Source organism: Lutibacter profundi (genome assembly GCF_001543325.1).
In the GTDB taxonomy this organism is placed as follows: Bacteria; Bacteroidota; Bacteroidia; order Flavobacteriales; family Flavobacteriaceae; genus Lutibacter; species Lutibacter profundi.
Genome location: NZ_CP013355.1, coordinates 2,181,306 through 2,205,971, shown reverse-complemented (window position 1 = coordinate 2,205,971; position 24,666 = coordinate 2,181,306). Strand labels below are relative to the sequence as shown.

At 29.5% G+C, this 24,666-nt stretch carries 26 protein-coding genes; 7 read left to right on the top strand and 19 right to left on the bottom strand.

Annotated features, from left to right (window positions below; translation table 11 throughout):
• Positions 1-67 precede the first annotated feature (67 nt).
• Both Lupro_RS09770 and Lupro_RS09765 read left to right on the top strand, forming a co-directional pair.
• Positions 68-1,666, top strand: coding sequence for an Ig-like domain-containing domain (locus Lupro_RS09770; RefSeq protein ID WP_068209449.1), 1,599 nt, complete (start codon positions 68-70; stop codon positions 1,664-1,666).
• Positions 1,667-1,723: 57 nt separating this feature from the next.
• Complete coding sequence (locus tag Lupro_RS09765) at positions 1,724-2,521, top strand: THC0290_0291 family protein (protein WP_068209446.1); 798 nt, start codon at positions 1,724-1,726, stop codon at positions 2,519-2,521.
• Here the strand turns inward: Lupro_RS09765 and Lupro_RS09760 are convergent.
• Genes Lupro_RS09760 through Lupro_RS09750 form a run of 3 tightly spaced genes read right to left on the bottom strand, consistent with a single transcriptional unit; the run spans position 2,513 to position 5,398 of the window.
• Positions 2,513-3,658 carry a cystathionine gamma-synthase gene (locus Lupro_RS09760; RefSeq protein ID WP_068209443.1) on the bottom strand — a complete coding sequence of 382 codons (1,146 nt, stop codon included), beginning with the start codon at positions 3,656-3,658 and terminating at the stop codon, positions 2,513-2,515. The two genes, Lupro_RS09765 and Lupro_RS09760, sit on opposite strands and share 9 nt — an antisense overlap.
• Before the next feature lie 44 nt (positions 3,659-3,702).
• The gene (locus tag Lupro_RS09755) at positions 3,703-4,941 is read right to left on the bottom strand and encodes a cation:proton antiporter (RefSeq protein WP_068209441.1); all 1,239 of its coding nucleotides are present in this window, start codon (positions 4,939-4,941) and stop codon (positions 3,703-3,705) included.
• A 1-nt stretch (position 4,942) separates the two neighbouring features.
• Entirely contained in the window at positions 4,943-5,398 is a 456-nt protein-coding gene (locus tag Lupro_RS09750) for a DinB family protein (RefSeq protein WP_068209438.1), read from the bottom strand.
• 80 nt (positions 5,399-5,478) lie between these two features.
• Here Lupro_RS09750 and Lupro_RS09745 point away from each other — a divergent pair, with 80 nt between their 5' ends.
• A complete protein-coding gene (locus tag Lupro_RS09745; RefSeq protein ID WP_068209435.1) occupies positions 5,479-5,811 on the top strand; it encodes an arsenate reductase family protein in 333 nt (110 codons plus the stop codon).
• 27 nt (positions 5,812-5,838) lie between these two features.
• Here Lupro_RS09745 and Lupro_RS09740 read toward each other — a convergent pair whose 3' ends face one another.
• The 6 genes from Lupro_RS09740 to Lupro_RS09715 form a co-directional block, all read right to left on the bottom strand.
• Positions 5,839-6,276: a DUF4252 domain-containing protein gene (locus Lupro_RS09740; RefSeq protein ID WP_068209432.1), complete on the bottom strand. Its 438-nt coding sequence runs from the start codon at positions 6,274-6,276 to the stop codon at positions 5,839-5,841.
• A gap of 67 nt (positions 6,277-6,343) precedes the next feature.
• Positions 6,344-7,384, bottom strand: a complete 1,041-nt coding sequence (locus Lupro_RS09735; RefSeq protein ID WP_227807439.1) for a DUF3089 domain-containing protein — start codon at positions 7,382-7,384, stop codon at positions 6,344-6,346.
• An 18-nt stretch (positions 7,385-7,402) separates the two neighbouring features.
• On the bottom strand, positions 7,403-8,005 hold the full coding sequence (locus Lupro_RS09730) for a DUF4254 domain-containing protein (RefSeq protein WP_068209429.1): 603 nt from the start codon (positions 8,003-8,005) through the stop codon (positions 7,403-7,405).
• Complete coding sequence (locus Lupro_RS09725) at positions 8,002-9,003, bottom strand: DNA adenine methylase (protein ID WP_068209426.1); 1,002 nt, start codon at positions 9,001-9,003, stop codon at positions 8,002-8,004. Before Lupro_RS09725 ends, Lupro_RS09730 begins: the two co-directional genes overlap by 4 nt.
• A gap of 97 nt (positions 9,004-9,100) precedes the next feature.
• Positions 9,101-9,736, bottom strand: coding sequence for a hypothetical protein (locus Lupro_RS09720; RefSeq protein WP_068209422.1), 636 nt, complete (start codon positions 9,734-9,736; stop codon positions 9,101-9,103).
• 206 nt (positions 9,737-9,942) lie between these two features.
• Positions 9,943-10,596, bottom strand: a complete 654-nt coding sequence (locus Lupro_RS09715; protein WP_068209420.1) for a hypothetical protein — start codon at positions 10,594-10,596, stop codon at positions 9,943-9,945.
• A gap of 172 nt (positions 10,597-10,768) precedes the next feature.
• Here Lupro_RS09715 and Lupro_RS09710 point away from each other — a divergent pair, with 172 nt between their 5' ends.
• Genes Lupro_RS09710 through mscL form a run of 3 tightly spaced genes read left to right on the top strand, consistent with a single transcriptional unit; the run spans position 10,769 to position 12,946 of the window.
• A complete protein-coding gene (locus Lupro_RS09710; RefSeq protein WP_068209417.1) occupies positions 10,769-11,386 on the top strand; it encodes a thymidine kinase in 618 nt (205 codons plus the stop codon).
• Complete coding sequence (gene alr / locus Lupro_RS09705; RefSeq protein ID WP_068211570.1) at positions 11,376-12,485, top strand: alanine racemase; 1,110 nt, start codon at positions 11,376-11,378, stop codon at positions 12,483-12,485. The genes Lupro_RS09710 and alr overlap by 11 nt, the downstream gene beginning before the upstream one ends.
• Before the next feature lie 56 nt (positions 12,486-12,541).
• A complete protein-coding gene (gene mscL, locus Lupro_RS09700) occupies positions 12,542-12,946 on the top strand; it encodes a large-conductance mechanosensitive channel protein MscL (protein WP_082703892.1) in 405 nt (134 codons plus the stop codon).
• Positions 12,947-13,015: 69 nt separating this feature from the next.
• Here the strand turns inward: mscL and Lupro_RS09695 are convergent, their stop codons facing one another.
• From Lupro_RS09695 to Lupro_RS09650, 10 genes are all read right to left on the bottom strand, one after another.
• Complete coding sequence (locus Lupro_RS09695; protein WP_144439135.1) at positions 13,016-14,152, bottom strand: hypothetical protein; 1,137 nt, start codon at positions 14,150-14,152, stop codon at positions 13,016-13,018.
• 3 nt (positions 14,153-14,155) lie between these two features.
• Positions 14,156-16,516, bottom strand: a complete 2,361-nt coding sequence (locus Lupro_RS09690) for a tectonin domain-containing protein (RefSeq protein WP_068209408.1) — start codon at positions 16,514-16,516, stop codon at positions 14,156-14,158.
• A gap of 24 nt (positions 16,517-16,540) precedes the next feature.
• Positions 16,541-17,227, bottom strand: coding sequence for a hypothetical protein (locus Lupro_RS09685; RefSeq protein WP_068209405.1), 687 nt, complete (start codon positions 17,225-17,227; stop codon positions 16,541-16,543).
• Positions 17,228-17,265: 38 nt separating this feature from the next.
• Complete coding sequence (locus Lupro_RS09680; RefSeq protein WP_068209402.1) at positions 17,266-18,171, bottom strand: hypothetical protein; 906 nt, start codon at positions 18,169-18,171, stop codon at positions 17,266-17,268.
• Positions 18,172-18,397: 226 nt separating this feature from the next.
• Positions 18,398-18,937 (bottom strand): MOSC domain-containing protein, encoded by a 540-nt coding sequence (locus Lupro_RS09675; protein WP_068209399.1) that lies wholly within the window; start codon positions 18,935-18,937, stop codon positions 18,398-18,400.
• Positions 18,934-20,430 carry a GH3 auxin-responsive promoter family protein gene (locus Lupro_RS09670; protein ID WP_068209397.1) on the bottom strand — a complete coding sequence of 499 codons (1,497 nt, stop codon included), beginning with the start codon at positions 20,428-20,430 and terminating at the stop codon, positions 18,934-18,936. Before Lupro_RS09670 ends, Lupro_RS09675 begins: the two co-directional genes overlap by 4 nt.
• A 2-nt stretch (positions 20,431-20,432) precedes the next feature.
• Positions 20,433-21,302, bottom strand: coding sequence for a M23 family metallopeptidase (locus tag Lupro_RS09665; protein WP_068209394.1), 870 nt, complete (start codon positions 21,300-21,302; stop codon positions 20,433-20,435).
• A 79-nt stretch (positions 21,303-21,381) separates the two neighbouring features.
• Positions 21,382-21,960, bottom strand: a complete 579-nt coding sequence (gene nadD / locus Lupro_RS09660; protein ID WP_068209391.1) for a nicotinate (nicotinamide) nucleotide adenylyltransferase — start codon at positions 21,958-21,960, stop codon at positions 21,382-21,384.
• Entirely contained in the window at positions 21,957-22,532 is a 576-nt protein-coding gene (gmk, locus tag Lupro_RS09655; RefSeq protein WP_068209388.1) for a guanylate kinase, read from the bottom strand. Before gmk ends, nadD begins: the two co-directional genes overlap by 4 nt.
• 11 nt (positions 22,533-22,543) lie before the next feature.
• Positions 22,544-23,401: a YicC/YloC family endoribonuclease gene (locus Lupro_RS09650; protein WP_082703891.1), complete on the bottom strand. Its 858-nt coding sequence runs from the start codon at positions 23,399-23,401 to the stop codon at positions 22,544-22,546.
• Positions 23,402-23,532: 131 nt separating this feature from the next.
• Here Lupro_RS09650 and Lupro_RS09645 point away from each other — a divergent pair, with 131 nt between their 5' ends.
• Positions 23,533-24,570 carry a glycosyltransferase family 9 protein gene (locus Lupro_RS09645; RefSeq protein WP_227807438.1) on the top strand — a complete coding sequence of 346 codons (1,038 nt, stop codon included), beginning with the start codon at positions 23,533-23,535 and terminating at the stop codon, positions 24,568-24,570.
• Positions 24,571-24,666 lie beyond the last annotated feature (96 nt).

Here is a 24,666-nt window from a genome sequence, read left to right as displayed (position 1 = left end):
ATCTAAAACAATCAAATACGTTTTTAAATAAATAAATTGTTATTTTGCAGCAAAGTAATTTGAATATATGAATTATAAAGTTTTTAAAATTATTTTTTTTATTGCGCTTGGCTTATCTATTAGTAATTGTGCAAAAAGAGGAAGACCAACAGGAGGTTTAAAAGATAGCATTGCTCCAATACTGGTTAGCGCTTCTCCTAATTATAACAGTATTAATTTTACAGCTAAAAAAATAAAAATTTATTTTGATGAATACATTAAATTAAAAGATGTAAATAAGCAATTGGTTATTTCTCCTCCTCAAAATAACAATCCCATTATTACACCTCTTGGAACTGCAAGTAAATTCATTACCATAAAAATTTTAGACACTTTAGACAAAAATACTACCTATGTATTTAACTTTGGGAATAGTATAGTTGATAATAATGAAGAAAATAAATTGGGTAATTTTAAATATGTTTTTTCAACAGGAAGTTTTATTGACTCCTTAAATTTAACAGGAGAAGTTACCAACCCTCTTAAAAAAGAGACAGAAAAAAATATTAGCGTAATGCTTTATCCGTATAGTGACTCTTTTAATGATTCAATTATTTTTAAAGAGAAACCACGCTATATTGCTAACACTTTGGATAGCACTTTATTTGAACTTACAAATTTACGGGCTGGGAAATATTTACTTATTGCTTTAAAAGATGCCAATGGTAATAAAATTTACAATCCTAAAATTGATGAAATTGGATTTGTAAAAGACACCATTATAATACCTACCGATAAAAAATATAATTTTACCATTTTTAAAGAAATTCCTGCATTAAAAATAATAAAACCTAAAGAGGTATCAAAAGGTCATCTTATTTTTGGGTTTGAAGGCAATGCGAAAAATTTAAACATAGATCTACTAACACAAACGCCTAGCGATTTTAATTCTAAAATTGTTTTCGAAAAAAATAAAGACACCATTAACTATTGGTACACTCCTTTTGAAGTTGATTCTTTAAATTTTTTAGTTTCGAAAGGAGAATATTCTGAAAAATTTGTAATAAAACCCAGAAGCTCAAAAATGGATTCTTTAGAAATTACAAAAAGTACAAGTAGTACATTACATTTATTAGACACCTTTTCTATTTCTACAAATATTCCTATAGTTAATTTTAATAAATCTTCAATTCAAATTTTAGAAGAAGACTCTATAAATGTTGACTTTAAAGCAACCGTATTAAAAACCAAAATTTACCTAAATTTTGAAAAAAAACACAATACTAATTATAATTTCAAGTTATTACCTAAAACAATTACAGATATTTTTGGTGTTTCAAATGATTCATTGTTTTTTAAACTAAAAACAAAGTTACCTGAAAATTATGGGATTTTAAATCTTGAATTATTGAGTTCTAAAAATACACCTTTAATTGTTGAATTATTAACTGAAAAAGGAGAATTAGTTAGATTGAAAAAATTGAACAAACCAAAAAAAGTAAGTTTTCATTTGCTAGTTCCTAATAAATACCTAATAAAAGTAACACTAGATAAAAACAATAATGGTATTTGGGATACTGGTGATTTTTTAAATAAAAAGCAACCTGAAGTAGTTAAATATTTTGAAACCGTGATTACAATAATGGCAAATTGGGAAGAAAATGAAGTGTTTAATTTAGATTTATGAAGTATCAATTAATGATTTATGAAGTTTTTATTACATTTGACATATTAAACCCTTACTTTGAAAAAAAACATTAAAATATTACCCCTCCTTATTTTTTGCTTTTTAACAATAAATATTCAAGCTCAAGATTACAATAGCCATGAAATTGGGTTTATTACCGGTTCAGCATCATTTACTACAGACTATGGGCAACGCAACAACTTTTCAAGTAACGTTGGCGGAAATATTGGCATGGGGTTTGGATTGATTTATTATTTAAACTTTACAGATTATAGATATCGCTGGAATCAAAGAACAAATTATTTTGCAGAACATTTTAGAGTTAGAGTAGAATTATCTTATATGTCTGCCGAATTAGATCATTATGGAGAATGGGTTCAAGATTATAGGCAAACATATGAAGCAGATCAATTACGTGCAATGCATGGAAAAACTAAACTCATAAATTTTGGAGCACAACTTGAGTTTCATATTGTTGATATTGTAGATTTTGGTTCTAGACGAATTCCAGATTTAAAATGGTCACCTTATGTAAGTGCTGGTTTTATGCTAGATTATTATGATCCTGAATTAAAATCTGATTTAGGAGATTGGGAACAAAATCCAAACTTGCTATTCTCTAAATGGGCTGTGCCTGGAGCTGCAAAAATGAAATCTAATATTACCGGATCTGCAACATTTGGTATTGGAACAAGACGCAAACTAGGAGAATATTCAGATATTCTAATTGAATCTCGTTGGCAGTATTTTTTCTCTAATTATGTTGACGGGTTAAATGCAAAAGACGATCCTGCCAATAAATATAACGATTGGCTACTTTGGGTTCACATTGGGTATATTTATTACCTAAATTAAATTCAACGCTTGATTTAAATCAGCAATTAAATCATCTATATCTTCAATTCCAACACTTAATCTAATTAAAGAATCTACAACACCTGTTTTTTCTCGTTCTTCTTTTGGGATAGAAGCATGGGTCATACTTGCAGGATGCCCCGATAGTGATTCAACGCCACCTAAAGATTCAGCTAAAGTGAATATTTTTAAATTTTCAACTATTTTAAATGCGTCTTTAATATTATTCCCTTTTGTTACAAATGAAACCATACCTCCAAAATCTCTCATCTGCTTTTTAGCAATTTCATAATTTGGATGATTTTCAAATCCAGGCCAGTATACTTTTTCAATTTTTGGATGATTCACTAAAAACATAGCAACTGCTTTACCATTTTCACAATGTCGTTGCATGCGTACATGCAATGTTTTTATGCCTCTTAACACTAAAAAGCTATCCATAGGTCCGCAAACTGCACCACAAGAATTTTGAATAAAATATAATTTATCTGCTAATTCTTTATTGTCTACTATTAATGCTCCCATAACAACATCTGAATGTCCTCCTAGGTATTTAGTTGCAGAGTGCATAACAATATCGGCTCCTAAATCTAATGGTGTTTGCAAATAAGGGGTTGCAAACGTATTATCAACTGCTAATAAAACTTGATGCTTTTTTGCGACTTTAGATACTGCTTCAATGTCAATAATATTCATCATTGGGTTTGTTGGTGTTTCAACCCAAATTAGTTTCGTTTTTTTAGAAATATAATTCTCAATATTTCCTGCATTCTCCATTCCAATAAACTTAAATTTCACACCAAAATTTTCAAATATTTTTGTGAATATTCTATAAGAACCACCATACAAATCATTGGTTGAGATTACTTCATCTCCAGGGTTTAATAATTTCAATACACAATCAATGGCTGCTAATCCTGAGCCAAAAGCCAATCCAAATTTTCCATTTTCAATACTTGCAAACGCATTTTCTAAAGCTGTACGTGTAGGGTTTCCAGTCCTTGAATATTCATATCCTTTATGATTCCCCGGTGAAGTTTGTGCATACGTAGATGTTTGATAAATAGGAGGCATCACCGCTCCAGTTGATGGGTCATGTTGTTGATTTCCGTGAATTGTTTTGGTGTTAAACTTCATTTTATATGGTGTTAATTCAATGTATTATTTAAGTACAAATGTACTTATTCTTTACTTAATTTTTTAATTAATTTTCCTACGGTTAATCCTTGTCCAATAATTGAGAAAACAACTATAATATATGTAATTACTAAAAATAAATCACGGTGCATATTTTGTGTTAAACTAAGTGCTAAAGCTATTGAGATTCCTCCTCGTAATCCTCCCCAAGTCATTATTAAATTTGTATTTGGAACAAATTCTAATTTTTTAGCATATAATTTAATAGGCAACATAAGCGATAAAAAACGAGCTATTAATAAGGTTGGTACACATAATAAACCCGCTAATATAAATTGACTATTATATGTTAGCACCAAAATTTCCATTCCTATCATTACAAACAATACCGTATTTAGTAATATATCTACTAATTCCCAAAACTTATCTACATATTGTTCTGTAATTTTACTCATTGACGATTCTCTCACAGTATCATGACCTACAATTAATCCTGTTGTTACCATTGCTAATGGTGCTGACAAATGAAAATATTGTGCTAAAACAGTACCTCCCATAACTGCTGCAATGGTAATTATAACCTCAACATCATAATCATCAATAGATTTTAAAAATCGATACGTAATCCAACCCAACAAAAAACCAAGCGCAATTCCCCCAACTATTTCTACCAAAAACATTTCTGCAACGTGTCCGAAAGTTATATCTCTTCCTCCTTTTGCTATTTGATAGATAGTTAAAAATACAACTACCCCAACTCCATCATTAAACAATGATTCTCCTACAATTTTTGTTTCCAGTTTTTTTGGAGCTCCAACTTGTTTTAAAATTCCTAAAACCGCAATTGGATCGGTAGGTGAAATTAATGCTCCAAATAATAAACAATAAATAAAATCGACCTCTAAATTTATGAGTTTTAGTAAATAATAAGAAAATATCCCTACTAATAACGTAGATATTAGTGTACTAAATGTAGCAAATATTAAAACTGGTTTACGCTGAACTTTTAATTGTTGAAAATTAGTATGTAATGCACCTGCAAACAATAAAAAACTCAACATAATATCTAATAAAACAGTTTCAAAATCTATTTGTGAAATTAATAACTTTTCATGTTCCAATAGAGTATCATCAATTAAACTTGTTGCTAAAACTAATAACGTAAAAACAATAGTAATTACCATTAACCCAATGGTAGTTGGCAACTTTAAAAAACGCACATTTAGATATCCAAAAAGTGCAGAAAGTACTATTAATATAGTTGCAATTGCAAATAAATCCATTTTATATAAACTTTAATAATTGAAGTATCACTCCAAGATGTATTCCTTCGTGAAAACTGTTAAAAAAAATGCCATCCTCAATGTTTTTTAAAGTAATGTTAACGCTAGTTTCATATTCGTAATAATTTTTAAAAATACCTTTAAAATAATCTTCTTTTAATTGATTTGGAAGTGCTATGAATTGTTTTTTTATCAATTCAAATTCAGCTTCAGAAATTATATAGGTTGGTGCTGTTCCTTTTTGAAAATTTTCAATCATTTCTTCTGAAATTAAGCAGGTTAACCCAGAAAGCTTATAGCACAACAGTTGCTGTGTTACTACCAAATGTGCCAAATTCCAAGCAATGTTATTTTTAAATCCTTTCGGAATTTTATTTAATTGCTCAATGGTACAATGTTCAATAACTTTTAATGTGAATTTTCTTGTTTCTATCAATGTTTCTAACTGCTGTTGCATTGTCTTTATTTTTTTATTAAAAGTATTCAAATTTAAAGATAAAACAACTTAAATTTACTTTAACAACTAATTTATTACAAATGAAAAAAATATACTACTTAAAAACCTGTGATACTTGTAGAAGAATTTTAAAAGATATGGACACTTCAGACTATATTTTACAGGAAATAAAAACTGAACCAATTACAGTAAAACAATTAGATGAAATACATTCGCTTACCAATAACTATGAGGTTTTATTTAGCAGAAGAGCAAAAAAATACAAACAAATGGATTTAAAAAATCAAGAATTAACTGAAAAAGATTTCCGCCAGTTAATACTTGAAGAATATACCTTTTTAAAACGTCCTGTTATTGTTAATAACAATGAAGTTTATGTTGGAAATACAAAAAAAAGGGTTGACAAACACTAATTACTCGCAACTTTAACAATTGATCTTTCAATAATATTGTTTAAGTTGCGAGTAATTAGTTTTTAACCCCAATAATGTTAAAGAACCATCACTTTTAATTTTAATAACTATTTCTTTAATTTTATTTTTATTCTTTAAAAGATAAAATTGAACCTTGTCTCTATTTTTATTTATTCTGAAAAAAGATATGTAATTTTTACGTTTAATAAACCTATCAAATTTTTCATCTAATGATGTTGAATCTTCTGAAAATATCATCAATTTATAATGTCTAACTTTTTTAAACAAATCTTCGAACTCTTTAACATCATCTTTTGGGATAAATAGATTTGTAAAAAAAGCTGGTGTACTTATTGAAAAATTACTATTCTCTCTATTTTCAACATAAAAAGAATTGAACGATGATTTTGATGCGCAAGAGGTTACTAAAATTAGTATTGTTAAAAGTAGAATACTATTTTTCATAAAAAAATGTTTAACTTATGACGATTAAGCACCTTTTTTGTAACTTTTTATTTTTATTAGAAAAAAGTTAGTTAATGTTTTTTTTTATTATTTCTTTTCTATTGTAGTATGCTTTAACACGTAACATTGCATTTTCTCTAATATCTTCCCAAAATAAATTAATATCTCCTGTATGGTAACGTTTTTTACCTAAAGCAAAAATACGATACGGAAAACGTGGTAAAGTAATCCATAAAATGCCATCTTTTACATAAACTTTAAGTGCTTGTTTATACAATTTGTTATTTGTAAACAAAAATCCTTTATGGTCTTTTCTTTGAGATGCTATTTTAGCATCCCAAGTAATAGGGTTTGTAGTTGCAACTCCTTTAAACCATTCATTATATGTTTTTGGATAATAATTGTTTTTATATGTATTCCAAGAAACAAAACCTCCTATTTCAGTTGGGCTTTTCATTAAATAAATATGTTTAAACTCTTCTTTTCTTATAGCAATTCCTGGAATATAAGCCGCAATTAATTTACTTTGTAGTGGTTTTCCATCAAAAAAATCTTTTAAAAGTCTTATGGCATGGGTTGTTCCTTGACTATGGGATGCAATAATAATTGGTTTTCCTTTATTATAATTTTTTAAATAAAATTCAAACGCATTTTTAATATCTATATAAGCTAATTTTAAAGCCTCACTCCCACCTGTATCATATTGTGAGTATGACCTAAGGTGTGCTTGTCTATAATATGGAACATACAAATTTCCTGCATTTATAAATGCTGATGCTTGATAATAAACAGCTTTGTTGATTACTTTTTTATTCTGGACGGAATCTGTAATTGGAACATTCCATCTCAAATCTTTTTCATCAATATTTAGCGTTGGGTAAATATAAAACACATCTGCTTGTAAAGAATCTCTATTTATTTTCCAATGTAATAAATTTTCTGGGTATGTATTTGGCAATACAGCCCATGATGCTTGTTTCTGATAATTTGGTTTATCAGGTGGCAACTGTGCAGCAAAAACAGGGATTACCACACTTTTACAACTATTTAAAATAAGTAGTACTCCAATGAATAGAATAACTTTATAACTTTGTAAATAAGCCTTCAATAATTTCTGTTTTTTATATTATTTTTTGGCATATAACATAGGGTTTGTATCCTCATCATTATACATTTTCATTTGTTTGTACACTTTCATATACTTTTTACCCGAAGCAAAATCGGCTAATAAATCATCAATTGCAGTAGATAAATCAACTCTTTGTTCTAATAAAATATCTAATTTTTTCTGACATTTTACTCTGTGTTCTTCTGATGCAGATTCTCGCGTTGCTTCTTCATTCATATGATAAATTTTTAAAGCCAAAATTGAAAGTCTATCTATAGCCCAAGCTGGAGTTTCTGAATTAATTTTGGCTCCTTCTTGTACTTTTACATCTTTAAATTTATTTAAAAAGTAACTATCTATAAACTCAACCATATCTGTTCTGTCTTGATTTGAAGCATCTATTTTTCGTTTTAAAACAATTGCTTCAACAGGATCAATATCTGGCAAACGAATTATATCTTCATAATGCCATTGAACCGTATCAATCCAATTTTTTCTGTACAATAAGTGTTCAAAAGTATCTTTATTAAACGGGTTTTCAAATGGTTGATCTACTTTGTCAATAATGTGATATTTTGCAATTACCTCATCAAATAATTTATTGTATTCTTGTGCGCTCATACTGTTTTTTCTAAAATATGTAAATATTCAACTGTTGCAGTTGCCTTATGATTTCTGTTTTTGGTTTTATCTGCTTTAAAGCGTTGATAGTTAATTGTTTTTAAACTGTATTTCCCATAGGATGACATTATTGTACCTACCTCATTTTCAGTCATTAAACCCTCATTGTTATAACTTAAAAAAACATAGTTAAAGTTAGCGTTTTTTATTAAATCTTCGAAAGATTTTTTTACTTCATTTTTCTTACAATAAGACGACCTATAATAATCTCGCAATCCTGTTTTTCCTTGAGGAATAAAGGTATCATATTTAGCAATGGTATTTAACAAGTGATAATTTGAACCATATTGCCGTGAGTTATAAGGAGGGTCTAAATACAAAATATCGCCTGTAATTTTTTTAATAAGCTGATTACTGTCTTCATTAAAAACTTGGTGTGAATTTTTAGTTTCTTTAAATTTTGCTGGTGAGAACACCAACAACTTTTGAGCCGATTTTTTTAATTGTTTCAAATAAGCTCCATAGACTGATGCCGTATTTGCAACTTTATCTGCACTTTCAATTAGTGATGCTAATAAAAAATAATATTCGTCTTCTGTTATTTCACTATTTATTTTCCAAACTTCTATCTGTTGTCTAATAGCATCAATTTTTCTTCCATTTTCAGCCGAAAAATACAACCTATTACTACTTCCTTTTTCGCAATAGTTATGAAAAATAAAACCCTCAACACCTTTTAAACTATTTAACCTTTTAATTTTCTCATCACAATCTAATAGCTGGTAATTTCCAATGTAATTCTTGTTTAAAATATAGCTGTACCATTCAATATCATTTGCAATAACTTGCTTTACAAATGGTTTAAAATTACGCCCAACAATTCCAGTTCCTGCAAATAAATCACAAAAAACAAGTTCTGACAAATCATCAGCAACTACTTCCTTTATTGATTTTTTTAGAAATGATGATAATTTATGTTTAGAGCCTATATAATTCACTTTTTTAATTAATTTTTATATTTCACTATAACCCAAACGCCATAACGAAGCGTGATAAAGACGTGGTTATCACATTCTTAATACCTAAATGGGAAAATTACTTTATAGCCCAAATAATATCAGCTTTCACAATCTTATTTTCATTTTTAAAACTGTATAATTTTTCGGATTCAAAATTACACAAATAAGCTGATATTATTTCTTTTAACCAACTAATTTCGGCTTTTAGTTTCCAATGCTCATTTTCATTTTGATAGTTTACTAAAATAATAAAAAGCCTGTTTTTAAAATGCTTTCGCTGTTGCTGACTTTGGTTTTTATACAACCATTCTATCAATTCTCCTTTGTGTTCTATTGCATAAGGAATAGACTTGCTATAACCATTTGGAAAAATTGTTGTTTTGTGATCAAATGGAATATCTTCAATAAAAAAATCTGTAAACTTATTGTAAGGGTCTATGTGTGGTTTTACGTTTTTATGTTCACAAAACATAGTCTCAACAGCTTTTGCTGACCAAAAATTAAACCATCTATTTAGGGTGTAATTTTTTAAATTGTTATATTGATAATTGTCTTTAAACTTTACTTCAATTTCTGATAAAACTGAAGACAGCGAGTCCGTTTTATAAATAAAATTAGTTTGTTTATCAAACTTATCTAACTGCTTTCTACCCCAAGAATATGGGAATTTTGTTCTTTTTCTAAGTTCTTTTTCTAGCGTAACATAATTCATTATTGTAAAAATACATTATTTTTTTTCATGACAAATAATATAAAACCTGTTTATTTTACGCTAGAAAACAGATTACTTCGTAGTGAAAAGATTCTCATAATTATGTGGAATGAAGCAATCTCATGATTGGAATTACAAAGTGATAGATTGTTTCAGAAGTTTTACTTCGACTCCGCTTAACAGCCACTCTTTCGTAACGACGTTGATTATAAAAATTTACGCTCAATAATTGTTATTAAACGCTCTTCATATTCAACTTTTTCATTCCAATCATAATCTGGCTTCACCATATTTACAATAAAATCTTTGGCTTCTTTTTCTGTTTTAAATGAATTTAACTGCGATAAAACACGGTTAAAATCCCCCTGATTTCCTTCAAATAAATGTTTTACAAAAGCTATTCTATCATTCAATCCAATTTGTAAATTATTTTTAAACAAGGTATCGTTTAAAGATTGCTGACTGTTTTCATTAATATCTTCAATTACGGGGTTTTCTTTTGTAACTCTTTCAAAAAGTTGTGTAGCAACATCTGCTGATATTGCATCTTTTAATTCTTCCTTCAATGAATTTTGGAGAGAAGGAATTTGAGTTGTATCATCTTTTATAGAAATCTCTTGAGTACTAAACGTTTTTTCAACTTGATCTTCTGTTATTTCTTTCATTTTAAGCTCATCAACTAATTTTTCATTAATTGTATCAGGCTCTTCAATAAAACTTTTTTCAATAAATTTTAGTACAGAAAGTTTTTCGTAAATAAGTCTCGCTTTTTTTTGTAAGGCTTTTACATCTGCTTTATTTTCCATTTCTAAAATACTGTGTGCCAAGCTTACAAGTTCAGCTTCTAATTTTTTGTGCATAAGTTGCGCTATTAAATAATTTTTGATGTATTATTTTTAATAAATTTGTAAGAATTCAAAATAGAATTATCTTTTGTATCTTATCAAGTATTACAAGAAAATACAATTCTATTTTAATTACATTTATAGAAATTAAAAATATACAATAACCTTTCAAGCGTGAAATTACAAAATGTTTCTTGAAAATACAGTAAATCATAACGAACAATTTGGTTGGATAGAAGTTATTTGCGGATCCATGTTTTCTGGTAAAACAGAAGAATTAATTCGCAGGTTAAAACGAGCGCAATTTGCCAAACAAAAAATAGAGATTTTTAAACCTGCAATAGATACTCGCTATGATGAAGAAATGGTAGTTTCACATGATGCGAATGAAATTAGATCAACACCTGTACCTTCATCTTCCAATATATTAATTTTAGCCGCCGATGTAGATGTTGTTGGAATTGACGAAGCACAATTTTTTGATGATGGAATTGTTGCTGTTTGCAATGAATTAGCAAATCGTGGCGTTCGAGTTATTGTTGCTGGTTTAGATATGGATTTTAAAGGGAATCCATTTGGCCCAATGCCTTATTTAATGGCTACTGCTGAATATGTTACAAAAGTACATGCCGTTTGCACAAGAACTGGAAACTTAGCGCATTTTAGCCATAGAACAGCCACAAGTAATGAGCTTGTTTTACTTGGTGAAACGCAAGAATACGAGCCTTTAAGTCGTGCAGCATACTACAAAGCTGTTCATGCCGAAAAAAATAAAAAGGAAGCGCAAAATAACAATGGAAAATAGCCACGTTACTGTACTTGAAATAGATTTAAATGCTGTTAAAATCAACTTAAATTATTTCAAATCTAAACTTTACAAAAAAACTAAAATAGTAGTAGTTGTAAAGGCTTTTGGTTATGGTAGTGATGCCGTTGAAATTGCAAAATTTTTAGAAAATAGTGTTGATTATTTTGCCGTAGCCTACTTAAATGAGGGTGTTACTTTAAGAAAAGGAGGAATTAAAACACCTATTTTGGTGCTACATCCACAAAAATGCAACCTTGAAAAGATTATTGAACACCGTTTAGAACCAAATATTTATTCAGTTAATTTACTAAAACGGTTTATTGAAATTTCAAGAATTTTAAAATTAGAAAACTACCCTATTCATTTAAAATTTAATACTGGTTTAAACAGATTAGGATTTACAAAAAATGATATTTCAGAAATATCTTCATTAATAAACAATCAAAATGAAATTATTGTTAAATCTATTTTTTCTCATATTGCTGCAAGTGAAGATTTAAATGAACGTGTATTTACCTTACAACAAATAAATATCTTCAACTCCATTTCAAAAGAAGTAATTAACCTATTAAATTACACTCCTTTTAAACACATGTTAAACACTTCTGGTGTCTTAAATTATGCTACTGAAGCTCAATTTGATATGGTGCGTTTAGGAATTGGGTTATATGGTTTTGGAAATGACGAAAAACATACTAAAAAATTAAAGAGCGTCTTAACCTTAACATCAATTATATCTCAAATCCAAACTATTCGAAAAGGAGAAACTGTTGGGTATAACAGGGCTTATAAAGCTACAACAACTATTAAAACAGCTACAATACCTATAGGACATGCTGATGGTATTTCTCGTAAATTAGGTAATAGTGTTGGTTACGTTTACATTAATAATAAAAAGGCCGTAATTGTTGGCAATGTTTGCATGGATATGATTATGGTTGACGTTACTAATATTGTATGTAATGAAGGAGATGAAGTTATAATCTACAAAAATCAACAACATATTGAAGCATTGGCAAAGGCAAGTAATACCATTCCTTATGAATTATTGACAGCCATTTCACAGCGAGTTAGACGTGTATTAAAAAGTTGCTAAAATTATTATTTTTAGTATATTAGCTCAATTAACTAAATATAAATTATACTGTGGGAATGTTAAATGAATTTAAAAAATTTGCAATAAAGGGTAACCTTGTTGATATTGCAGTGGGTTTTGTAATGGGTGCAGCTTTTAAAAGTGTTGTAACTTCATTTACTGGAGGTGTTGTTTCGCCTCTTATTGGATTAATTTTTAACTCAGATTTTAAAGATTTAAAATACGTTGTAAAAGATGGTGTTGCTGATGAAGCAGGAAAAGTTGTTGGTGAAGTAGCTGTTCTTTATGGAGATTTTATAACTAATGTTATCGATTTTATTATTGTGGCTTTTGTTATGTTTATGATAATAAAAGGAATTAATAAAATGAAAAAGAAAGAAGAACCAGCTCCTGAAGCTCCAAAAGGCCCTTCACAAGAAGATTTATTAACTGAAATAAGAGATTTATTATCTAAAAAGTAAACCAAACTTTATTTGATAAACTAAAAGGGCTTGCAGTTGTAAGCCCTTTTTTATAATGGTATTATGCGGTTACCATTTATCAATAATTGTAGCTATTTGAGGCTTCAAATTTTCTTGGCAGTTATTTTTTAGAGCTCGTAAAATTTTATTTTTAATTGATTTTAAATCAGGCTCAACAATATAAATAGAATTCTTTTCAGTTTTAATAACAAGATAAGTCTGTAATTTTTTTGGCATAGGAAAATTGAGCCTGCTAACTAGTAAAAAAGAGGACAATAATTCAAATTTTTGAATTTGTTTCCATTCTACAAAAGAAGATTTTTCAAGATAATAAACTGTAATCCCCTCTTTTGTGATTTCTATATTTTGACTGAATTGTTTAGAATTAAAAAATGTAAAAATTAACATAACTGGAATATAAAAAATGGCTCCCATTGCTACAAAAAGACTGTCGTAAAAGTATGGATACGCCCCTGTAAAGGCATGTAATAAATATTCTATAGCGGTGTAACCAAGAGTACTCAAAAATAATATCGAAATAAAGTCGCCTAGTTTTGAAGCCCAAATCGGATTTAAATTTATGCCCGGTAATTTTTTGTAAAGACCTTTGAGGGATAGAAAAGCAGCTAGGAGGAAAAATCCAAATAACATATACCTAAGTTGGGCAAACCATTTAATTTTAACAAGTGTTAATTCATTATTTTCTTGAGGATTGCTTTTTAAGATGACATCCCCAATTTTAATAAAAGCGACATCCGATTTTAAATTCAAATCATTTTTTAACAACCGCCATTTTTTGCCATCAATTTTAAGGCTATAATTTTTAGGATGTAGAATTTTTTTTTGTTTGACAGTATCCTTCTTTGTTTTACGGCTCCCTTCTAGCTGATTTATCAATTTAACAATATCTTTAGAAGCATAGCCATTTTTATTATTAGGACTCACTTTAGTTATCTTTTTAAGTGGTTTTACAGCTGTTTCAATTTTGTAATTATTAATAAATGTGTTTAATGCAGGAAAATTTGCTAATTTAAGTTCATTTAATTCTGGAATAACAGACTTATTTTGAACGTCATTTAATGTAACGACAGAGAGCAACACATTTGTTACGCTCTGCCGTACTTTTTTTACACCTGTAAAAGGTCCAAAAGCAAAGGCTAAAGCCAAACTAAAAAACAGATATCCCAAAAACCTTTTTATTTTCATAGTTTAATAAGCAGATTGTCTTTTACCACCTACAGAAATAACTGTTGCACTGCCGGGAACTTTAATCCATTTAGCGCCACTCCATTTAAAAATACTATGTCCGCCTAAAGTACTGTCTGTACCAATTACCCAAGCATTACCATCTGCACCCACACTTATATCTTTAGCCTTTCCCGGTAATTTTTGCCACCTATTATTAGATAATTTATAGATATCGTCAAAAGAATTTACAACCCAAGGAGTTCCGTTGGGACCAACATCAATTCGTACAGCAGCACCGGGAAATTTAACCCACTGTGTACCATTCCATTTATAAATGCCATAATTACTATTAATAGCATCACTTCCAATTATCCAAATATCACCGTTGGCACCAATGCCAATATCTTTGGCCGTTCCAGGCATTCTGTGCCAAGTATTATTTTGCCATTTGTAAATATGATCAAGATTATTTACACCCCAAGGATTTCCGTAAGGACCCACGTCTATTCTAACACCTTCACCAGCTGTTTTTACAAATTTATTCCCTACCAAATGATAAATTTCCGAGCCATATCTATGCGGTTCTACACCTATTATCCAGACAGATTTGTTAGCGCCTACGCCAATATCTTGCGCTTTGCCCGGATAATAATCCCAAATACCGCCATTCCAATTATAAATTAATCCCGATTTGTTTATGGTCCAAACATAATCTATAGATTTTTTATTTGAAGAGGTTATAATCTTTGTGGCATACCAACTTGCAGTTTCTCCAGTACTACTATTTGAAGTGCCATTGTCTATCCTAATGCTATTTTTAGATAAAACTCCTCTGTATATCCCGTTTATTCCATTTGAATAGCTTAATGTAAACTCAATAATATTATTAGAAATACCTCCATCAATTGTACCTGTTAAATTTTCACCCCAATTAACACTTCCGCTTAGTTTTCCAGATTGGTTTTGCTTAATGTTCATTATTCCTTTATAACCGTTACTTTGGATGAGATTCCAAGCTCCGGAAATTGATGAGAATGTTACAACCTTACTGGCAGTCCAATTTGCCGAAACGCCATTATTGCCTTTTACAGTGCCATTAATGATTTGGGTTCCGTTTTGAGTCAAAGTACCTTTGTAATACCCAATAGTGCCGTTGTGATAATCAATGGTAATGTTGACGGTATTTCCAGACACATTACTGTCTATAGTCCCTTTTAGAGAACCATTCCAAGTGACATTTCCTGTAAAGTGATTATTTAAATCTGGCTGAATAGTCATAACGCCCGTATAACCATTATCTTGATTGAGGTTCCAAGTTCCGGAAATTGATGATGAGATTACTTTTTGTCCCGTTTTAGAACAATTGGCCATTATTTTTAGGTACTCATCAGAATTAAAGAATTTTCTTAAAATATCATTTCTATCCACTTTAGGCCAATCGTTTAGTTCGTAATTACTAGGTTCTCTTCCCAGTACGGCTTGATAGGCATCTCTTATAAATTCTTTATGCCTTTTTTGTTTATTTTTATATTCTGGTGCATTAAAAAAATTCCAGATAGTCCGCCATCTATGCCCTCCGTTTTGTAGCTTGCGTAAATGAGAACCGCCGTTATTAGTTAATGATACGTCAAGGTCTCTTCCTAATACCGATTGATATAAAGATCTGACAAATTCCTTGTCTGTACCACAAGGATTTCCCAAGGCATTTTTAAAAGTGGAATGAGAAGCATTTGGTTTGGGCATTTCAGCGATAGGAACAAGAGTTGGCCAATCAGTCCACCATTTATCATTTTCTGTAAGTCGAAATATTTTTGTGATTAAAGTAGAAGAATTTTTGGCAACATTAACTTCCATGCCCTTGTTCATTGTAATCGTATTTATTTTATATTTATCAGACAATTCTATTTGCCCCTCAATTAACCTTAAGCTACTACTACCATCTTTTGATACTTTTACCACAAATTCTGTTCCTCTGATTCCTATTATGCACGTTGGTGTTTTTATAATTAATCCACCGTTCTTCTGTTTTTCAACTTTGAACCATGCACTTCCATCATTAATGAAGATATTATTTCCTTCTAAAATTATTTCTGTGTTGGGACTTAATTTTATTTTAGTATGATCGGGATATTCTATCTGGGCAAAACTGTCAGCACCCGTTTTAATTCTAACATTACTATTTATAACTCTTGACTCAGTTATGTTAAGTTTTCTTTCTAGAGGGCAGTAAATTTTACTGTCAAATCTAGATTTTATAAGTTGTGTGGTAACAATGCCTTTAACCGCAGTAACCCTGACTCTTGTTCCAATTTTTGTCCAAGAAGAGGTGATAAAAACTATAACAGCTATAATAGTCGCTAAAAATTTATTTTTAAGTTTCATTTTTAAAATCTTTAAATTAATTTTTTAATTACACACCTTGTCTTTATAATACAAAATGCCGGGTTTTGGTTTGTCAAATTTTGCAACAGGCTTATCAATTTTTATAATTTTTCCGCCGTCTTGAGGAAAAAACCAAACTTCATATTCAACTTCTTGTGGCGCAACATAAGAAAGTTGACCGGTCATATTTCGATTATCATAAGCCGTCATTTGCGCTTCTACAACAATTGTTATTACCGCTTTTTCAGGGACTTTTCCCCAAAACTCTTCAGGGTCGAAGTTATTTCCTGTACCGTACCATGGACGAAAGGCTTCTTTTGTATCAGCATTATACATCACAATAGAACTTCCACCCTTTGATTTTTGATACAGACCAATATGTCCTGGACCCTGAACGGTAAACGTTCCTTTTATTGGAGCAACTGAATTTTTAACCACATTGTCCCAGGGTTGATAATTACGTGTCTTTTCAGGGTCATAAAAACCACCCTTCCAAAATCCTTTTTCACTTTGGTTAGAATTGAATGTCCATGTATCTAAAAAACTGTGACTACCCGATAGAATTTTTTCCCCTCCAGCACTTTGCCATTGTGCAGCATTTGAATTTTGTGCACAAAGTGAAATTGAGAACATCAGTAGGAGCAATCCTTGAACAATAATATTTGAAGCTAAAATTAGCTTCGTTTTGAAAACTAAAAGAGACTTTTTCATTTGAAAGTTTTTTTATATGTGATAGCTTAGAGCATAATTTAATGGCTTTTATTTCTTTCTAAAAAAAGAGATTTAGCCACATCTATTTTGTGATCACAAAAAGTTAACATAGAGTCAATCATGTCTTTTACAGGAACTAAATCTCCCTTGACTCCCACAGGTTTTTGACGGTTTTCTATTTCGCCAGAAACTTCGCCATATCTTGAGCGAATTAATTCAATAGAAGCTTCATAATGATTTGTAAATGATTTTATAATTGCGATTGATTTTTCTTTTGAAGCATTGCCAGATTGAGTGAGTTGGTTAAGCTTTTTTTGACATTCATCTATTAATTTAGCCCCATTGATTGCTACACGTATTGTTTCAAAAGATTTAAGACCGTGCAATGTTCCAAATTGGGTATTAACAACAGACCATCCAGAGGTTTGGTTGTTCCAATTACTATTGTGGTTTTTGTCGAATTCCTGCTCTATCGTTTTATTAAATAAAGGAGATGTAAAAGCTGAGATAACGTAAACAACAACTTCTGTACTGTCTTTTAGTTTATTAACTATTTTATACCCATTATCTAAATAAACAGTGTAATTGTTTTGATGCGCCCATTCTAACACAGCATTATCAATAAGATGTCTGTAAATTTGATGGTTACTTACCGAAGGTCTAAAGCCTTGTCGTTTTGAAGGAATAACTTCAATTCTATATCCTTTTTCTAAAGTAGAAGGGTACTTATCGTACTCTCTTTTTAAAAAAACAAACTCGTTTTCAATAAATTTTGCTGCAGTAAGCGGCTTAAAATCTGTAAAATCATAAGTGGGGGTTTCTGCAGTAAAAGAGCCCCCAATTTGGGCTTTTACAGAGAAACTTAAAGAAATGGAAATTAAAAAAATAAATAGCTTAGCAAACCCTAAGATTCGCAGATATGCTAACTTAGCAAAGGTGTTCATAACAGATAATTTTATATAATTAGAATAATGTTTTCTTATATAAAATTAGTTAGTAGAAAAGAAATCAATAAAAATTAAAATGCTTATAACAAGCAACATAAATCTCATCGAGCTATTAAATTTACGAATAAAAATTTAAACTAAAAAAAACTAATTCTATTTTATTCTTTAAATTTATTGTTAACAAACAAGTAAAAACAGAATCTAACTTGTTTTTAGCTTACTATTAAGGAATAGAATTATAAACCTCAGCAATTGTAGGAGAACCTATTATTTTCTTTATCAAAACAAGTTTATCTCCTTTGGTAACTTCTCCTTTTTCTAGTACTTTAAAATAAATACCGCTTTTGGTTGAGTTCCAAAATTGTTTTAAAATATTTTGAGTTTTAAATACTATCCCCAGCTTCATGCAAGGTTGTCTTGGTTTAGTAACTTCTAACAAGGCTTCTCCTAATTTATAAATATCACCTATTTGAATTTTAGTTTCCTCCAAATTTGAAATGGTTAAATTTTCACCAAACATGCCATAATGCCAGTCTAAATTGGGATACAGTTCTTTCCAATACGAATAATGATTTTCAGAATAAGCATATACGGCCTGGTTAATTCCTCCATGATACCTTCTGTCAATTACAGTGTCGTTTAGAACCCCTTCTGTATCAATATATATCTCTTTTACAGGAAACTTAAAAATTCCTGTTTCAACAATTTTACCTTTATAATTAATTGTTTTTCTTTCGCCAACATTAACCGATTTCACTTTCATTTTACTTTAAATTTAGAAAGTTCATTAGCTATTTTTCTATCATTAGCTAAACGAGGCACTTTATTTTGCCCACCTAATTTTCCTACAGATTTCATATAACTATTAAACCCTCCTTTTTCAATAGCTGTAATTTTTAATGGTTGCAGTATTTTCCCCTCAATTAAATCTAAATAATAACTATTTTGTTGCTGCATTGAAAGATCAATTTTAGTGGCAAAATCCTGAAGGTTTTCTGGTTCGTTTTTAAATTCAATAAACCATTCATGATATGGCAACCCTATTTTAGGAGTTATTTGTGGTGCCACGGTAAACTCGGTAATACTAATTTTTGTGTTTACTGTATTTTCATTTATGGCTTGTTCTACTTCTTTAGCTATTACATGCTCTCCAAATGCAGATATAAAATGTTTTATTCTTCCTGTTACTCTAATTCTGGGTGGATTTACTGAAATAAATTCAATAGTATCTCCAATATTGTATCCCCAAAGTCCTGCGTTAGTGTTTAAAATTAGCACATAATTTACTCCTACTTTCACATCGGCTAAAGAAATTCTTGTAGGATTTTCGTCAAAAAACTCTTCAGAAGGAATAAACTCATAAAACATCCCATTATCTACTAACAACATCATTCCTTTTTTAGTTTGAGAATCTTGGTAGGCTATAAATCCTTCAGAAGCTGGGTATAATTCAATAGTATCCACCTTTCTTCCTATTAAATCTTCAAATTTGTTTCTATAAGGTTCAAAATTAACGCCTCCATAAACAAACAAGTTAAAATTTGGGAAAATTTCACCTACTTTTTTACCTGTTTTTTCAATTAGTTTTTCAAAATACATTTGTACCCAAGAAGGAATTCCACTAATTAAAGTCATATTTTCATTAACGGTTTCTTCAACAATGGCATCAACTTTAGTTTCCCAATCATCTATGCAATTGGTTTCCCAACTTGGCATCCTGTTTTTTGTTAAATATTTAGGTACATAATGAGCTGCAATACCAGAAAGCCTACCTGTTTTTATTCCATTAGTTTCATCCAATTCTGGACTTCCCTGTAAAAAAATCATTTTACCGTTTACAAAATCAGATTTATTCGTTTGATTGATATACAATAATAATGCATTACGCGCTGCCGTAATATGAGTGGGCATAGACTCTTTAGTTAATGGAATGTACTTGGCTCCTGAAGTTGTTCCAGATGTTTTTGCAAAATACAATGGTTTTCCTTTCCATAAAATATTAGGTTCTCCTGCTACAACTTTTTCTACATAAGGCTTAAGTGCTTCATAATCACGAATAGGAACTTGCTTTTTAAAATCTTTATACGATTTTATACTGCTAAAATTGTGATCTTCTCCAAATACTGTTTCTTTAGCATTAGAAATTAACTTTTTAAAAACTTCTTGCTGAACTTTTATAGCGTTGTTACTTTTTTTATAAAATTTTACAGCAACTTGCTTTGCAAATGGTTTTGCTAAACTTGATTTAATGCTCATAATTATTCAAAATCAATATAATTAGTTGGATCTACTGGATAACCTTCATTCCAAAGTTCAAAATGTAAATGTGGCCCTGTACTAAACTCTCCTGTATTCCCTGCTGAAGCGATTACTTCACCAGATTTTACTAAATCTCCTTGCTGTTTATGTAACGATGTATTGTGTTTATAAACCGAAATAAACCCTCCTGTATGTTCTATTATAATAACGTGCCCTGTATCTGCAGTCCATTCTGCAAAAATAACAGTACCATCAGCAACAGATTTTACAGGTGTCCCCATTTCAACCGCTATATCAACAGCGAAGTGTTTTGTCTCAAGATTATATCCATCTGTAATTATTCCTGAAACGGGAGCAAAAAATACTATTTCAGCCCCTTTAGTTGCTTGATTAAAAATACTGTATCTGTCTGTACTTTCTATTTCTTGTCTAAATTCTAAATCAATATTTGAAGGCTCTAAATTAATGGTGTCTTTATCATAGTGAATGGATTGCAAAACTGAATCTTTATCAAATTGAACATCTGCTATTTCTCCTGTGAGCAATTTTCTTATTTTTTCAATATACACATTATTAACTTTCAATACCTGCTCTAAAGAATCTACTTTATAGACCAGTTGTGTAGCCTCTTTTTTTAATTTAATTGAAGAATAGCCTGGTATATATTCTCTCAAAGGTGTAAAAGCAATTAAAAAAATAGTGCCTACAATTAACAAAATTGAAAATAGCCCACCTAAAATAAACACATTTAATCTAGTTAATTTAAAAGATATTTTTTCTTCAAAAGTATCTTCATTTAGTATTACCAAGCGGTATTTACTAATTAATTTCTCTTTAAATCTCCCTTTATTTTTAGGTGTTTTAGCCATAATTTAATTTCAAACAAATATACAACGAAATTTTACTTAAATAATTTCAATTTACCTGTTTACTCATGCTTAAAATTTATTATTTATAAAAGTTCATTTCATCAATATATTTCCATACATTATGTGGTAACATTGTGCTAATATCTTTACGCTCTTTTATTGATTTTCTAATAAATGTTGAGGAAATTTGAATAATTGGTGCATTTATTTTATGAACTTTATTATGATTTAAAAGTTTGTATTCTGCTTTTCCTTCTGAAACTCTTGGATACACATATAGCTCATAATTTTCAAGGATTACTTTATGATTTTTCCACTTGTGAAACCCTTTTAAATTGTCTTCACCCATAATTAAACAAAATTGCTTATTTGGATGTTTTTCTTCAATACGCACTAAAGTATCTATTGTGTAATTAGGTTGCTTTAAATTAAATTCAATATCTGTTGTTTTTAATTTTGGGTAATTTTCAACAGCAATATTAGCAATTGCCAATCTGTGATAATTCCCCAACATCGATGTTTTTTGTTTAAACGGACTTTGTGGCGTTATTACAAACCAAACTTCATCTAAATCTGAGAATTCTACCATATAATTTCCAATAATCATATGACCAACATGAATTGGGTTGAAGGTTCCAAAAAACAATCCTATTTTCATTTGTTTATAAAATTTTTAACAATTTTATATGCTTCTTTTTTTGCTTCTTCTAAATTGTCATTAATTAAAATTGTATCAAAATCTTGTGCATATTTCATTTCTTTTTCGGCTTTTGCTACACGTTCTTTTATTTTTTCTTCACTGTCTGTTTTTCTATTTCTAAGTCTACGCTCCATTTCTTTTATTGATGGTGGCTGCACAAAAATGGCTAAGGTTTGTTCTGGAAACTGTGATTTTACATTTAAGCCCCCTATAACATCAATATCAAAAATTACATGCTTTCCTTCTGCCCAAATTCTATGGATTTCTTCTTTTAAAGTTCCGTAAAAATTATTTGAATAAACTTCTTCCCATTCAACAAAATCATTGTTTTTAATATGCTTATGGAATTCGTTAAGAGATATAAAATAATAATCTTTACCATTTTCTTCAATTCCCCTTTTTTTACGAGAAGTTGCAGAAATAGAAAAATCTAAATTTAATTCTTTTTGCTCCAATAAGTAATGTACAATTGTTGTTTTTCCTGATCCTGAAGGCGCGGAAAAAACGATTAGTTTACCCTCTTTTTTCACAATTAATATATTTATAAAACATTTAGATTTTGTTCTTTGATTTTCTCTAATTCGTCTTTCATTTGAACTACCAATTTTTGCATATCTGCAAAATTAGCTTTTGAACCAATAGTATTAATTTCTCTACCTATTTCTTGAGTTATAAATCCTAATTTCTTACCATTTGATGTTTGTTCTTTTAATTCTTTTAAGAAATAGTTTAAATGATTTTTTAAACGAACTTTTTCTTCTGTAATATCTAATTTTTCAATGTAATAAATAAGTTCTTGTTCAAATCTATTTTCATCAACTTTCGCTTCCAACTCTTCAATTCCTTTTTTTAATTTCAATCTAACATTTTCAATACGTTTTGGGTCTATTTCAATTACTTTATTTAATAAATCTTCAATAATAGCAACTCGCATCTCAAAATCTTTTAGCAACACCTTTCCTTCATCAGTTCTATATGAAATTATTTTTTTTATCGTTTTATTTATTGCCTCAGCTATTTTATTCCATTCCTCTTCGTCTAATTCTTCTCTCTCTGCTTTTAAAGAATCGGGTAATCTAGCCGCTATTTTTAATAATTCTATTTCATCAGAATTAACAATTTTTTTTAATTGGCTTATATATTCTCTTACTGCTTTTTCATTTATCTTTGATGATAGCTCACCGCCATTATTTTCAATATAAATAGAAAAATCTATTTTTCCCCTAACTAAATTTAACGCTAGTTTTTTCCGAATATCTAATTCTTTTTCTCTATAATAAGAAGGAATTCTAACGTTTAAATCTAAATTTTTACTGTTTAACGATTTCAATTCAATCGTAATTTTTTTGGTTGAAAGTTGCAATACGGTTTTCCCGTATCCAGTCATTGATTGTATCATCTATTTCTAAAATTTAAGCAAATTTAAACATTTTATGATATGTATTATTTTTTTGTGCAATTGATATAAGTTTTTTGTGCTAAAACTATTGTGTACTTTTGTTTTTTTATAACTAAATTTTTATTTTTATTTTGAGTGAAATTAAACATTTATTAGTAATTAGGCTGTCTGCAATGGGAGATGTAGCCATGACTGTTCCTGTTTTAAGAGCTTTTGCTCATCAGCATCCAACTGTAAAAGTTACCGTACTTTCTAAACCTTTTTTAAAGCCTTTATTTGCAGATCTAAAAAATGTTTCTTTTTACAGTGCTGATGTTAATAACAAACACAAAGGGTTTTGGGGTATTTACACGCTTTTTAAAGAGTTAAAACATTTAAAAATTGATGCTGTAGTAGATTTGCACAATGTATTACGTTCAAAAATTTTAAGAACTTTTTTTAAATTTATGTTTGTGAAAATTACGTACATAGATAAAGGAAGAGGTGAAAAACGCGCATTAACACGCTCTAAAAATAAAATTTTTAAGCAATTAAAAACAACTCATGAACGCTATGCAGATGCTTTTAGAAAATTAGGGTTTCAGCTTAATATTACCAATCCGAAATTTCCTGAAAAGAAAAAATTAACACCCGAAATTATAAACATAACTGGACGTAAAGAAGGGAAATGGATTGGCATTGCACCTTTTGCCCAATACAATTCTAAAATGTATCCTCTTGACTTAATGGAGCAAATAATTGCAAATTTAGAAAATAAAGAAAATTTTAAAATTTTATTGTTTGGCGGTGGTCAAAGAGAGGTTGAAGTTTTAGAAAATATAGCTCATAAATATTCAAATACCTTAAATGTTGCTGGGAAAATAAAATTAGAACAAGAATTAAATCTTATCTCAAACCTAGATTGTATGGTGAGTATGGATTCTGGAAATGCTCATTTTTCTGCAATGCTAGGTGTTAATACACTAACTATTTGGGGAATTACACATCCTTTTACCGGATTTTCTCCATTTAATCAACCATTTGAAAATGCTATTTTACCCAATCTAAAAAAATACCCTAACATTCCTTGTTCTATTTATGGAAACAAAGTGTGTAAAGGTTATGAAGATGTTATGAGAAGTATTTCACCTAAAACTGTAGTAAATAAAATTTTAGAGGTCAGTAGATAGTTTCATACAACAAATCTAAGATTATGATTTGTTGCGTTAAGTTCTTGAATTCAGGCTATAGTTCTCGACTGCGCTCGAACAAACATATTATTTTGC